Source organism: Bradyrhizobium sp. Crot121 (assembly GCF_059512385.1).
The window spans coordinates 1-12,829 of the sequence record NZ_JCAMOR010000125.1; the positions used below are offsets into that span (position 1 = coordinate 1).

At 60.8% G+C, this 12,829-nt stretch carries 15 protein-coding genes; 10 read left to right on the forward strand and 5 right to left on the reverse strand.

Features of this window, described 5'->3' with window-relative positions; genetic code table 11:
• Positions 1 to 309 precede the first annotated feature (309 nt).
• The 3 genes from AC5ZGW_RS43170 to AC5ZGW_RS43180 all read left to right on the forward strand — a co-directional run bounded on the left by AC5ZGW_RS43170 (position 310) and on the right by AC5ZGW_RS43180 (position 2,514).
• Positions 310 to 1,236 (forward strand): ArdC family protein, encoded by a 927-nt coding sequence (locus AC5ZGW_RS43170; RefSeq protein WP_130230124.1) that lies wholly within the window; start codon positions 310 to 312, stop codon positions 1,234 to 1,236.
• A gap of 756 nt (positions 1,237 to 1,992) precedes the next feature.
• Positions 1,993 to 2,304, forward strand: coding sequence for a DUF736 domain-containing protein (locus tag AC5ZGW_RS43175; protein ID WP_130230126.1), 312 nt, complete (start codon positions 1,993 to 1,995; stop codon positions 2,302 to 2,304).
• A 63-nt stretch (positions 2,305 to 2,367) separates the two neighbouring features.
• The gene (locus AC5ZGW_RS43180; RefSeq protein WP_165421522.1) at positions 2,368 to 2,514 is read left to right on the forward strand and encodes a hypothetical protein; all 147 of its coding nucleotides are present in this window, start codon (positions 2,368 to 2,370) and stop codon (positions 2,512 to 2,514) included.
• 45 nt (positions 2,515 to 2,559) lie between these two features.
• On the opposite strand, the gene AC5ZGW_RS43185 is transcribed toward AC5ZGW_RS43180, so the two are convergent.
• Positions 2,560 to 2,838: an HU family DNA-binding protein gene (locus tag AC5ZGW_RS43185; protein ID WP_130230127.1), complete on the reverse strand. Its 279-nt coding sequence runs from the start codon at positions 2,836 to 2,838 to the stop codon at positions 2,560 to 2,562.
• Positions 2,839 to 2,949: 111 nt separating this feature from the next.
• The gene (locus AC5ZGW_RS43190) at positions 2,950 to 3,207 is read right to left on the reverse strand and encodes a WGR domain-containing protein (protein ID WP_130230129.1); all 258 of its coding nucleotides are present in this window, start codon (positions 3,205 to 3,207) and stop codon (positions 2,950 to 2,952) included.
• 385 nt (positions 3,208 to 3,592) lie between these two features.
• Here AC5ZGW_RS43190 and AC5ZGW_RS43195 point away from each other — a divergent pair, with 385 nt between their 5' ends.
• The 7 genes from AC5ZGW_RS43195 (at position 3,593) to AC5ZGW_RS43225 (ending at position 11,206) form a co-directional block, all read left to right on the forward strand.
• The gene (locus AC5ZGW_RS43195) at positions 3,593 to 3,793 is read left to right on the forward strand and encodes a hypothetical protein (RefSeq protein WP_130230131.1); all 201 of its coding nucleotides are present in this window, start codon (positions 3,593 to 3,595) and stop codon (positions 3,791 to 3,793) included.
• A 427-nt stretch (positions 3,794 to 4,220) separates the two neighbouring features.
• Positions 4,221 to 6,320 (forward strand): DNA/RNA non-specific endonuclease, encoded by a 2,100-nt coding sequence (locus AC5ZGW_RS43200; RefSeq protein ID WP_130230133.1) that lies wholly within the window; start codon positions 4,221 to 4,223, stop codon positions 6,318 to 6,320.
• A 57-nt stretch (positions 6,321 to 6,377) separates the two neighbouring features.
• Positions 6,378 to 7,316 (forward strand): S1/P1 nuclease, encoded by a 939-nt coding sequence (locus tag AC5ZGW_RS43205; protein ID WP_130230134.1) that lies wholly within the window; start codon positions 6,378 to 6,380, stop codon positions 7,314 to 7,316.
• A 20-nt stretch (positions 7,317 to 7,336) separates the two neighbouring features.
• The gene (locus AC5ZGW_RS43210) at positions 7,337 to 7,999 is read left to right on the forward strand and encodes an SLOG cluster 4 domain-containing protein (protein WP_130230136.1); all 663 of its coding nucleotides are present in this window, start codon (positions 7,337 to 7,339) and stop codon (positions 7,997 to 7,999) included.
• A 43-nt stretch (positions 8,000 to 8,042) separates the two neighbouring features.
• Positions 8,043 to 8,414 (forward strand): hypothetical protein, encoded by a 372-nt coding sequence (locus tag AC5ZGW_RS43215; protein WP_130230138.1) that lies wholly within the window; start codon positions 8,043 to 8,045, stop codon positions 8,412 to 8,414.
• Positions 8,415 to 9,064: 650 nt separating this feature from the next.
• On the forward strand, positions 9,065 to 9,691 hold the full coding sequence (locus tag AC5ZGW_RS43220; RefSeq protein ID WP_245475090.1) for an NUDIX hydrolase: 627 nt from the start codon (positions 9,065 to 9,067) through the stop codon (positions 9,689 to 9,691).
• Positions 9,692 to 10,015: 324 nt separating this feature from the next.
• Complete coding sequence (locus AC5ZGW_RS43225; protein ID WP_130230140.1) at positions 10,016 to 11,206, forward strand: MFS transporter; 1,191 nt, start codon at positions 10,016 to 10,018, stop codon at positions 11,204 to 11,206.
• Between the two features lie 108 nt (positions 11,207 to 11,314).
• On the opposite strand, the gene AC5ZGW_RS43230 is transcribed toward AC5ZGW_RS43225, so the two are convergent.
• The 3 genes from AC5ZGW_RS43230 to AC5ZGW_RS43240 form a co-directional block, all read right to left on the reverse strand.
• The gene (locus AC5ZGW_RS43230; RefSeq protein WP_349645131.1) at positions 11,315 to 11,788 is read right to left on the reverse strand and encodes a GNAT family N-acetyltransferase; all 474 of its coding nucleotides are present in this window, start codon (positions 11,786 to 11,788) and stop codon (positions 11,315 to 11,317) included.
• Positions 11,789 to 12,199: 411 nt separating this feature from the next.
• On the reverse strand, positions 12,200 to 12,355 hold the full coding sequence (locus AC5ZGW_RS43235) for a hypothetical protein (RefSeq protein ID WP_165421640.1): 156 nt from the start codon (positions 12,353 to 12,355) through the stop codon (positions 12,200 to 12,202).
• A partial coding sequence (locus AC5ZGW_RS43240) for a transposase (protein ID WP_496114110.1) occupies positions 12,352 to 12,829 on the reverse strand: 478 nt, incomplete at its 5' end. The genes AC5ZGW_RS43235 and AC5ZGW_RS43240, both read right to left, overlap by 4 nt.

Here is a 12,829-nt window from a genome sequence, read left to right on the forward strand (position 1 = left end):
GCCGTATACATGACGGCACCGCTCCCATGTGTGAAGTCGACTGAGAAAGCTCTTGCGCCCGCGGGCCGTTCCATACATGCGATGCCGGAAGAAGGCAGGGGGCGGAAGGGCGCAGAGTGAAGGAAGGTGAGGGGTTCTCATCGCAGCCCGTCCCGCTGTCGGTCTTGCCGGGGCCGGCGGCCGGCGCAGCGGCTTCGACGCCCTCCACTTCGTTTCGGCCTATGGGTGCGCCGGCCCCCTGAATTCCCCGGCTTCGGACCGTCGTGACGGGCCGCGATGAGCGCGGCTCCAAGACGGAGGTTCACGAAAATGAGTGGGAAGAAAGAAGGCGGACGGGCCGACATCTATGCGCGGATCACTGAACGCATCATCGCCGATCTGGAGAAAGGCGTGCGCCCCTGGGTGCAGCCTTGGAGCGTCGGCAATGCGACCGGCCGGATCACCCGACCGCTGCGCCACAATGGTGAACCATACACGGGTATGAATGTGCTGCTGCTGTGGTCGGAAGGACTGGCGCGCGGCTTCACGTCATCAATCTGGATGACCTTCAAGCAGTCCACCGACCTCGGCGGCCATGTCCGCAAGGGTGAATCGGGTTCGACCGTCATCTACGCAAGTCGGTTTACCAAGACCGAGACGGACGAACACGGCGGCGAGGTCGAGCGGGACATCCCGTTCCTCAAGACCTACGTCGTGTTCAACGTCGAGCAGATCGAAGGTCTGCCGGAACACTTTTATCACCGGCCGGCACCCATTCTCGATCCCGTTGAGCGCATCGAGCACGCCGATCGATTCTTCGCCAACACCGGCTCCGTGATCCGGCATGGCGGTTCGCGAGCGTTCTATTCGCCATCGAGCGATCACATCCAGATGCCGATATTCGAAAGCTTCCGTGATGCCGCGTCATACGTGGCGGTGCTGAGCCACGAGCACATTCATTGGACAGCGGATGCCCGTCGCGTCGGCCGCGATCTCAGCCGCTACGCGAAGGATCGAAGTGAGCGAGCCCGGGAAGAACTTTTAGCCGAAATTGGATCGGCCCTGGTTTGCGCCGATCTTGGCATCGTCCCCGAGCTCGAACCGAGACCGGATCATGCGGCCTATCTGGTAAGTTGGGTCTCCGTTCTTTCCAATAACAGGCGCGCAATCTTCTCAGCAGCCGCCCATGCGCAGCGCGCGGTTGCTTATCTCCACAGCTTGCAACCGCAGAGCAATGGCGAGCGCGAAGCCGCCTGATGCTACATGCTCGGTTCCTTGAAGGGGAGGGCGTCCGTCCTCCCAATCGCCCTGTGCGCGATTTCCCTGCACGCGGCCGTGCATTCCACCATGCTTGTGGCGCTCGTCGCGCATGGCGTCTTTGTAGGTCGCAAGTCACGATCGAAAAGAAAAGAGGCCCCGCCTCGCGGCGGGAGCCCTCTCGCGGATGCCGTCCGCGATTCCATTATGGCAAATCGCTGGCGATGGCGCCTCCGAAGTTAATCGGTGGCGTGTATCTGATACGGCGAGGTTGCATCCGCACGACAAGCACGTCGGCAGGCTCGTCGGCGATGTTGCGGCAGCGACCTCCGCAGATGCGCCGAGATTGCAGACAGCGGCGATCCCTCACGCAGCGAGCGCGCGACGCCAAAGCGGCCTGGTTGAGGAAAACCGCGTCTCGTTGCCTGTGCTCGTTGCCTCGAGATGCGAATGGCCAGGTCGCCTGACTTCATTCCACGTGTTTTCGCGACGGGCACACCCATCTGCGTCCTCGATAGAGGCTGGTCTGACCGAAGGCCGATCCCGCTACGCGGGCTCTCGATCTTGTCCCCGCAACGTCCGTCCTCGACTTTCTTCCCCTGGCGCTGCGCGCCATTCCTCGCGGTTCAAGAAAGTCGCTCCCGGCCGCCCTCCACTTTGTTTCGGCCCTTCGGGTGCAGGTCGATCGCCTCCGGTCTCACGACCGCCATCGAGGTCGCGATAGGCGCGGCCCGAGAAAACCAAGGGAATGAGACAATGGCTACCATCGGCAGCTTCACCTCCACGGGCAACGGATTTTCTGGCGCCATCAAGACTTTGAACCTCAACGTCAAGGCCAAGCTGGTCCGCGTCGAGAACCCCTCCGAGAAGGGACCGCACTTCCGCATCTTCGCGGGCGCGAGCGTCGAATTGGGCGCTGCCTGGCAGAAGGTCTCCAACGAGGGCCGCGACTACCTCTCGGTCAAGCTGGATGACCCGAGCTTCCCCGCTCCGATCTACGCCACCCTGATCGAGGTGGAGGGCGAGGAGGGCCTGCAGCTGATCTGGTCCCGGCCGAACCGGGACTGAGGCTACCGCCAGAGGGCTCCGCCGCGAGGCGGGGCCTTCTTCCTTTCAATCGGAGACGCCCTCATGACCGTCGACACCATTGAGGAATTGCGCGCCGAGCTGCGGGAATGCCTGTTCACGGCCGCGGAGCGCAAGGCGATCGAAGCCGAACTGGCCGACCTCATCCGTCAGCGCAACGAAGCACTCGCGGCCGAAGAGGAGGGGGCGTAAGCCCCCTCGTCTAGCGACTTACGGCACGAAGTGCAACGGCTCCGCTCATCCGTTGAGGACGTCCTTGATGGCTTTGGCTGGCGTGAAGGTGAGCTTCTTGGAAGCCGCGATCGCGATCGTTGCGCCGGTCGACGAATTACGGCCCTCGCGGGCAGGGGTGTCCTTGACCTTAAACTTTCCGAAGCCGGCGATGCTTGTCTCGGCCCCGCTCGCGGCTGCATCGGCGATGGCCTTGAACACGCCGTCGACAATCGCTTTCGCCTGTGTCTTTGTCAGGCTGTTCTCAGCGGCGATCTTCTCGGCAATCTCATTGGCGGTGGTCATGGAACAGGCTCCGTCTTGCTTCGATTTTCTTCCGTCTGACACCAAGACCGCCGGACGAATAGAGCCAGACATCGGAAGCGGAGCCATAATCCCCGGAAAACTGACGAAACTTTAGACTTTCTCCTCAGCAGAGGCGTATCCGCGCCTGCGCTTGGCGCGCTCCAGCCGTCCGAATGCTTCGCCCGCTTCTGCACTGGCATCGAAGGTCTGCACCATCGTTCGGCCGGTCGTGCCGATCCGGCCCCAGTTGCGGATCAGCGAGATCCCGCCGAACAGGGTCGGCTGGATCGAAAGCAAGTAAAACCGCCGCATGTTGCGGGTGGCGTCGATGCGGCGAAGGTGAAGCGGACTTGGCTCGAGGTTTGGCATGCCCGGATTCTCGCTTCCTGCGGAAGCGAGGTCCAATGATTTTTATGAATCGATCAGGGTTAACGATTCATTTTCTCGATACCTCAGCCACACCATGGTTGCACAATCCCTCCCATCGTCGCGCAATCCCTTCCTGCACAAGCGTTCCCCGATGGATCGGCGCGGACATGCCACTATTGTGCCCGAGACCATCGATGACAGTTGCTTCTGTGCCACCGGCTAATCTCCATGAAAATGGCACCTCTCCGGGCGCATCAGCGTCACGTCCCCGGTCGGAGCCTTTTATTCAACTAAAGCGAAACAGCGTCGAAGGTTTGAACAGACATCTCTTTGTCGCGTGTTCGTCAGCTTCTTCTATTGCTGTTGTACCATTGGGAGATTGAAGATGTTCGATGCTGCCACAACTGCGCTTCTACGGTCGGTCCTCGACGAAGTCTGTGTGAGCCTTTCGCGCTACGAGACGGGCGCTCGCACCCATGTGGCTTCAAAGATACTGGAAGCGGCCAGCACGGGCGAGAAAACGCGTGACCGCCTTAAACGGATCGGTCGCGAGGCTCTTTCCAAAGCTCCGACGATGTGTCGATAGAGGCGGGAAGCAGGATATTGCTATTTGACGTGACCAGGGTTCAAGCTTGGAAGCCAAATGGCTGTGAGGCCGCCGCTAAGCGTCAACGGGCTATGCGTTCGTTTCTTGGTTTTTGTCGAGCGAGCTTGACGGCGCGCGCGCCATATGTAGGATCGGCAATCAAAGATTGCAGACAAATTTTTTATCGGAATTTATTGCGGGGCGGGTAATGTCTGGGCACCCGGAGAGGCCGGCACTTTCATGACATCGCGAGCGTTCAGACGGAAACGCGACGGTTTTTCCGCACGATCTCTAGTGGACCGCCGGATGCGGCGCGCTCCTGACGGCATTTGTGACGGTGGCATGACGTCGAGATGTTCGAACCTGCGGAGCGCTGCCGCGTCCCGAGGTCGGCTCGACGTGCTTTCGATCGGGACGGGCTGACCCCATGGAAATCAATCAGACGCGGTTTCGGAATGTAGTTGAGCAGACGCGCGAAGATCGCGATCGCGTGCGCAAGCTCGTGGAAGGCAAGCAGTGGCGCCAGGCCGAGCCGGACCGTGCGCGCATGGCGATGTTCAACTTGCGGGCCGCGCGGCAGGCCATGCCTCGAGGCGCGGAGGCCGTGCAGGGTCCTGACGACATGCAGACGTCGTGGTTCCTGCCGGGCGGCGCGACGGCGCGGCGGGCAATCGCGTTCGTCGAGGCGACGGCCGGAGGCAAATGGACGGCCGGCACAGGCTTCATGATCAGTCCCACGCTTTTCATGACGAACCAGCACGTGATCCAGGACGAAGCCGCTGCCCTTTCGGCACAGATCACTTTCGATCGGGAAATGGGCGACGACGGATCAATGCGGCCCACCACCGTCTTCCGTTTGGCGCCCGAGCGCTTCGCCCTGTTCTCGCAGCAGGAGGAACTGGACTACGCCCTCGTCGCGCTTGGGCGAAAGGTGGCTGGCGACGGCGATCCGAGAGACTTCCGATATTGCGTCCTGTCCGATCGGCCGGACAAGCACGTGATCGGCATGAACATGAATATCGTGCAGCACCCGAACGGTCTGCCCAAGATGATCGCCATCCGAAACAACATTTTGCAGTACCGGACGGAGCGTACGCTTCTGTACGAGACCGACACCGACCACGGTTCGTCGGGAGCGGCGGTCTTCAATGATGCGTGGGAGCTCGTTGCGCTTCATCACTTCGGGGAGCCGTTCCTCGAACGCAAGGATGAGAACGGCAATCCCATTCCGACGAACGTCAACGAAGGCGTGCGGATCAGCGCCATCTATCGACATCTCTCGGACAGGCTCGCCAGTCTCGACGGGGAGCGTCGCGACCTATTGCGGGCCGCGCTCGATCTGTCGAAAACGGCGCTCGAGCAGACGGGCGGAAGGCGACTCTCGCCGCCGCATCCCTCCGCGGATGCACAAGAGAGTCTGGTAATCGGGGAGGAGGGCGTCATGGCCAGCGAAGCGGGTGGGAACGAGATCAAGGTGACGATTCCGATCGAGGTGAGTGTCCGGGTGGGCGGAAGCTACGCGACCGCCGCATCGATCGCGCCAGCGCCAGCTCCCCAGAAAGCGCTCACGCGAGCGGCGGAAAAGATATCAATTGATCAGGACTATTCGAATCGCGACGGCTACGACCCGCGGTTCGTGCATGGCGTAACGTTTCCTCTGCCCACGCCGGTCGGCAAACTGGCGAAGCAGATCGCTCCCTTGAGGACCGGCGAACAGAACGCCGAGGCCGGTGAACTGAAGTACGAGCACTTCAGCATCAAGATGAACAAGGCCAAGAAGATGGCTCTCTTCACCGCAACCAACATCGACGGCAAGAGCTTCCTGAACGTGGATCGCTCTACGGGAGAAGTCACCAACGGCGCCGAAGGAGAGACGTGGTACGGGGACCCCCGCATCAGCGCGAGCTTCTTCATCGACCAGACCTTCTATTCTGGTTGGTCCAATCTCTTCGACAGGGGCCATCTAACTCGCCGGGTGGACCCTGACTGGGGAAGCAAGGATCAAGCCGAACGCGCGAATGCGGACACCTATCATTTCACCAATTGCACCCCGCAGCACTTCCGCTTCAACGAGAGCACCAAATTCTGGCAGGGCGCCGAGCAATACGTCCTCGAAAACGGAGCCATCTCGGAAGAGACCGCGAACCGCATCTGCGTCTTCCAGGGACCGATTTTCGACGACAAGGTGGATCTTTGGGCTGACGCCACCCAGATTCCGTCGTCGTTTTTCAAGGTGATCGCCTGGAAGGGCAAGAACGGCGTGAAATCAGTCGGGCTCGTCGTCGATCAGCGTCAACTGCTGTCCGAACAGCGCAAGGGAGGCATTCCGCCGAAGCCGCCGGCCTTCGTCGACGTCTCGCAATGGCGTGTCGCCATCACCGAGATCGAACGCCGGACCGGCCTGGACTTCGGCGATCAGGTCGGGTCGGCCGATACTTTCGAGACCAAAGATCAGCCTGTCGTAGGCGAGGCGCGGCCGGCGATTCCGGTGAAATCCGAGTCCGATCTTCTACCTCGGAACCTGTAACGATCGCGATACCGGAGCCGACGTGTCATCCACTGGGCGAATCGCGGAGGAACGCGCATGAAGAAAGCCGCTTTGATAGCGTTGTCCTGCCTCGTCGCGCTCCTGCCCGACCCGGCGTCCGCGTGGTGGGACGAAGGCCATATGCAGATCGCCTATCTGGCCTACAAGCGGCTGGATCCCGCGATCAAGGACAAGATCGACGGCCTGCTCAGGCTCAATCCCGACTATCAGGTCTGGACGTGCGGTGCGCAGGACGAAGCTTCCCGAAGGACTTATGCCTTCGTCCACGCGGCGACGTGGGCCGACGACATCAAGACGAAGAGCGATTACCGGGAAGATCGCATTACGGACGCGACCGCCGGGCAGAACGTAGCTTACGACAAGCTGAAGCACAGCTATTGGCACTATGAGGACATATTGTTCTCGCCGGACGGCACGACACTGCCCGCACCGGATCCGGTCGATGCCGCGAAGATGGCGAAGACCATGATCGCTACGCTGCCCGCAGCTTCCGGCGCCTCCGATCAACTCCGTTCCTACGACCTCGTCTGGTTGCTGCACCTCGTCGGGGATCTCCATCAACCGCTTCACGCGATCGCCCGCTATACCGCCGAGCTTCCGCACGGCGACCGCGGCGGCAACGCCGAGATGGTCGTCCCGGCCACCGGCGAGACGATCGCGCTGCACGCCTATTGGGATCGTCTCTTCGGCGGATATTCTTCTGTCTTCGGGGCCATCTTCGACGCTGACGACCGGGGTGGTCTCGGGTCGGTCGCGGTCGATGCCGATGCGGAGAAGGTGCTCGATCCCGATCGATGGGCGCAGGAGAGCTTCGAGGCCGCAAAGAGCTTCGCGTACGCCCAGCCGGTCGGGCTCGGACCGGCCGCGGTTCAACTCACGCGCGACTACGAAACGAACGCACGAAACACCGCCCGCAACCGCGCAGCCCTTGCCGCTGCAAGGCTCGCAAGATTGCTAGACACGGCGCTTCGCTAGACCTCAAATGGAGAACTTGGATGCTGCCGACGATGCTTCAGAGGTTGTACGCAGCGTCCGACCTCCTCGATGGATTCAATCCGTTCGACGAGTTGGGCTTCACGCTCACCCGCGACTTCGAGGTGTTCCGGCAATTCGTGTCCGACGGAGGACCCGTGCCGTCCGCTCTGGAGACGCGACTGTCGCAGGCGCGGCACGACGCGACGATCGCCGATGCCCTCAAGAGATTTCTGAAGGACGTTGGCCGGCCGCTCGTGGGGTTCATGGGCGGCCACGCCGCCAAGCGCAATTCGCCGGCGTTCGCTGACATCGCCAAGCTTGCCTGGAGCGTGGCGCAGGACGGGTACCTCATCGTCACCGGAGGCGGTCCCGGCGTCATGGAGGCTGCGCACGTGGGAGTGGCCTTTAGCAAAAACGGAATGGACGATCTCGAAAGGGCCTTGGCGAAGCTTGCGGCGACCCCGGATTACGGCGATCTGGATGATCTCTTCGAGAACGACGGCAGCCTTAAGAAATCGAAGCGAAAGGACGTGATGGCCGCCCGCGATTGGCTCGCGGCTGCACTCGACGTGCGTTCGGCCCATTCCGACCTGGCTGTACGGTGCCGAGCCCACGATGCCGTTCGCGACGCACTACGCCAAATACTACCAGAACAGTCTTCGCGAGGAAGCGCTCGTCAATAATTCGCGGGCTGGGATCATCTACGGCCGAGGGGGCGGCGGAACGTTGCGCGAGATTTTCCAGGACGTGGAAAGGAACTACTACGCGAAGGACGCTGAGAATTTCACTCCAATGATATTCTTTGACAGGGCCGGCTACTGGCTGCGCTCCGCGATCTACGAGAACGGCAAGGTTACGAGCTCCGGCTTGAAAATGGACGAAGCCGTCCCGGAGATACTCAAGTTCGGGATCTGCACCCGATTGAGTCCCGACGAAGCCACATTGCGGCAGTTTCTCGATAAAATGGCTTTCACGGACGACGTATCTGTCATCAAGGATGTCCTGGCCAAGCATTCGGGCATTGCGAAGCGGAATATGTCTTTCGCGCTCGCCGGCGAGTCCTTCAGGATACCCACGCTGCGCATGAACCGGGCCTAACCCAAACAGGCGCCCGCTGCGCCCAGTCTGGCGGTAACGTGAATGCATCGGCGATTGGTGGCGGAACAGACCGCTTAATCGCTGCAGAGCTGATCTCAAACAGCCTACCCTTGTAAAGCGGTGCCGCTTCGTCCTTCATGGCACGTACCAAATCGAGCAGCGTGTTGGTCGCCCAGCGATACGCGCTAGCGTCTTCTCGTTCCAGGTTTTCTACCAGTGCGAGGGCCTCGCGATAGTCGTGTATCGCCGCAACGACCCTGGTTTCGAGATCGTTCTTATCGTTTATCTGCTCTTCTCCTCGCGAATCGCTGAACAATTTGTCCCAGCCTGAACGAACAAGAATTGGACGGTTTGCAGGCATCGACCACAAAATGCGATCCTCTTGCTCGATGTAATCGGCGAGCGATTGAACTTGACGCGACGCTCATTTGGACTGTGCCCGCGACCGAATCATCTCCCTCATCCAGGTCTGCAGAACGATCCATTCTGTTGTTTCCACTGTAGGAGACTAGTTTTCTGCAAGCGCACGGTTCTTACTGCCAGATCTTTAAGCGCTCGCACGGATGAATGTGGCATTCTCTTTTCGCATTATGGTTTCTCCAAGAGCCGCCCTTGGCTATGCTCGCCGCCAGAGTCGAAATCGAGTTGGCATGATGGAACCTCAGTGGCTTAGCTATGGCAAACGCTTGCAAGCTATTGCGTCAACCGGGCTTCACTTCGCGAAGGATCCATTTGATCGCGAGCGATACGAGGAGATCGCGGCCATTGCCAACGAAATGCTGGCCAAATTGGGCAACGTTCCGATCGAACGCATCGAGGGACTCGTTTCTGATTTCGCGCTGGGCTATGCCACGCCGCGTATTGACGTGCGCGGTGCAATCGTCGAGGGCGAGGCAATCCTGCTCGTCCGGGAGAAGAGTGATGGCCTTTGGGCCCTCCCCGGCGGCTTTGCAGACGTCGGGCTCTCCGCGGCTCAGAATGTCGAAAAGGAAATCTTTGAAGAAGCAGGCCTTAACGTGTCCGCTAACCGCCTCTACGGCGTGCGGCATAAGGCGAGCGCATCATATTCCCCTGATGTCCGCGATTTCTACAAGATGTTCTTCCTGTGCACCCGGCTGCCCTGCAGCCTGGTGAAGACGACGTTGGAGACGAGCGAGGCGGAGTTTTTCCCGAAAGATCAATTGCCGCCGCTTTCGCGCGGCAGGACGATCGAGAGCGATGTGGAAGCTGCGTTCGCCTTCGCAACCGACACAAACAGGCCTGCCTTCTTTGATTGAACCCAGTGATCGCATTGCCCTGCGCCGGTCCCCATGGAAGCTCGTTAGGGTAGGCGCTAGTATCGGTTGCTTCTCCACAGAGTCCAATGGCAACCAGTTGGTTTCTGGGCCAGCGGCCCAGCCACTTGCCTTCGGCGAATGATCACGGGGGTGGTAGAGAGAAACGGGCGAGCGATTGGCATCGCATCGATAGTCGCGCCGACCATCTGAATCCCGAGAGAGACATTTCGTGTTCAGGCCTTCCAGCTTGCAACTGCCACGCGCGGGCGAGCTTGAGCGACGGGCGTAGCGGTCATCCGGGTGAGCGGAGGGAATGGATTTGATATGCGAGCGACGCAGCGACTTTGCTTTATTGGTTTTTCCTCGGCGTCGTTCTTCATCGTCGGCGTCGGCATCGTCTTGCCGGCGTGGATCGCGTTCCACGCCGGCGGATCGAGCCTGGTTGGCCTGGTGTTGCTGACCTCCAGCGTCGCTGGAGTCGTTCTCGCACCGCTCGGCGGGTACGTCGTCGACCGACATAGCCGTCTCACAGTCACTGCAGCGGGACAAGTGATCCAGGCTTCCGGGCTTTTTATGCTGGCCCTCGTGGAGATCCTGCCGGAAGGGCTCTCGCGCCCCCTCCTGGTTCTATCAGCCGTTCTCGGGGCCTTCGGATACGCGCTCCTGGCAGGCGCTATGAGCGGCCTGCTCCAGTCGCTCGTTCCCGGGACTGAGCGCATGGCGTTCAACATGCGCCTGTCCTTCTTCAATCAGGCGGGGCTCGCCATGGGCACAGGTGTAGCCGGCTACGCGATCGATCAGCTCGGCAGCACTACGGCGGCCGTCCTGTCCGCCTGCATCGCGTTGGCCATTCTGCCTCTGCTCGGGCCGCTGACGAGGACCCCAAGCGGTCGCCGGTCGATGAAGGGGCTCAATCCGCTTTCCGCCTCGCGTGAAGCGTTCCGCTATCTTCTGAACGAGCCGCAAAGCTTGTCCGCTGCGATCACGGTAGGACTGGCGTTCGCCGTGATCCAGATCACCAACCTGTTGTTGCCGGGTTTCGTCATCCATGCGCTTGGCGGCGGCAGCGATCTCTTCGGCATGCTCGAGATGACGGCCGCAATCGCCGGTATGGCCGCCCTTGCTGTCGCCGGGATACCGGCGCTCGCCAGGAAAATGGCCCGAGCAACAGCGACGGTTCTCGCAGGGGCCGCGGCCTCGTTGATCGTTCTATCCTTCGTGACCAACCCGCTGGTCGCGATTGTGCTCTATGCCCTTGCTGGAATACTGTGGAACCTGTCACGGGCCGCGGCCAACGGACATCTTTTGACCGTTGTGGATTCGGCCCTGATCGGGCGCGTCCAGGCATTCACGACCTTGCTGACAGGCGGGCTCGGTGGGCTCATCTTCCTTCTGCCAACCTTGGTCCCCAACGCAACTGAAGCTGGCCTCTACATGGCCTGCGGGGTGACGACCTTCATCGCCACGGTGCTCGTTAGCCTATGGACAGGCCGCCGCAGACACGCGCGCATCTGAGTGCTCATGCTTTCAGAGGGCGTCGTATTGGAGCGCGGCTGTCTCCCTCAAGGTTGATTGGTCACCCCTTACTTCAAGGTTGGGCTTTGCGCCGGTGAACGCCGAAGTTCACAATTCCATCCGCACAATCTCAATAGGCTCGCCGCCGAGTCCATGAGAGAAAAAGTCGCGGCCCACGCTTCGAAAGCCGCATTTTTGATAGAAGCCTTCGGCGTTGATCGTCGCCTCGAGCCTGATCGGCCCACTATGACCCATCCGCGCTCGTGCTATCCCGATTTCAAGCAGTCGGCGGCCGAGCCCGACACCTGCAGCCTCAGGCAATAGGAACAACCTGGTTACTTCGCCCGGCTCGGCATCGACAAATCCAACCACAAGACCTTCGTGCTCACAGACCGTCATTCGTCCCTTGGCGATGAGCTCTTCGTAGAATGCCGGCGTCCGCTCGCCCATCCAATTCGCGATCTGGTCCCGAGAGTAGGATGCTTCCCCAAGTCCGGCGATTGACGCCTTCGTGATATTGAAAACCGTCTCCGCGTCTTGGTGGTGAGCGGCCCTGAAGGAAAACTTGCCGTCGCGCATCATCACTACTCCAAAGAATCTCTGTGCCATTTTACTCTGTGGAACCAGCAGGTCGCAGTCAACGGGATCCCCGTCGACGACACGGGTCAGACGACGGCTCTGCCCGCAGAAAGGAAACGCGCCGGCGGCCGTGTGACCCGGGCGTCGTTGACCGCAGCTGGTCGACAATTCTGCAGCGATCCACCACGAGACGTGGGCCAGCACTACGATCGCGTACGCTGCCGGGCGTCATCGTCATGAGCGGCGACCTTGAGCTCGGACCCAGTCAGGAAGATCGCCGTGTAACCAATTTCGAACTCGGCCCAGGCCAGGAAAGCACGGTCTCCTTCTGAACAGGAAGGCGCAGCTCCCTCGCGCGCTCGATGCGCTCGGCTTGCTGAAATGCAATCTCTTTGCGTACAAACTTCTCTAGCATTACAGTTGTAATTTTTTCTTGAGATGGGCTTTGCGCGCAGTTGCCTGATGAGCCCTGCGCCAGAACGACCATGCGAGGACGCGGGCGTGCGGGATGCGCCGCTGGGCGAGCTTCATGGCGATGCGGCGGATTTCCTGGATCGACCAGCGGATCAAGAACGATGCGTCGGTCGCGGCCGCGGTCGCGTTTTTTTGAGCAAGGGCCCGGTGTTGGCCCGATGACGGATGACGGCCATCATGGCGAAGGCAAGCATGACGAGTGAGACATGGCGATGCCAGCCATGCCAGGAGCGGGTTTCGTTGTGATCAAGGCCGAGCTCGTTCTTGGCGGTTTCGAAGCTGTCCTCGATGGCCCAGCGATGGCCTTCCACCGATACCAGCTTCTGCATGGAGGTGCCCTTGGGGCACCATGTGGAGAAAAAGGCCAAGCTGCCGTCGGCGATGTTGCGGCGGACCAGAAGACCCCGCGTCCATTCCCCGGCAAGGTCGTCGTTGTATTCACTGGCTTCGAGATCGGCCAGCTCGAGATAGGTCCAGTCGTGCCAGCGCGGACCTTTGGTCCCTCCGCCGGACGACAGGCGGCGCCAGGCCTTTTTGGGAAGGCTCCGCGCGATCGCGGCGGCGGTGCCG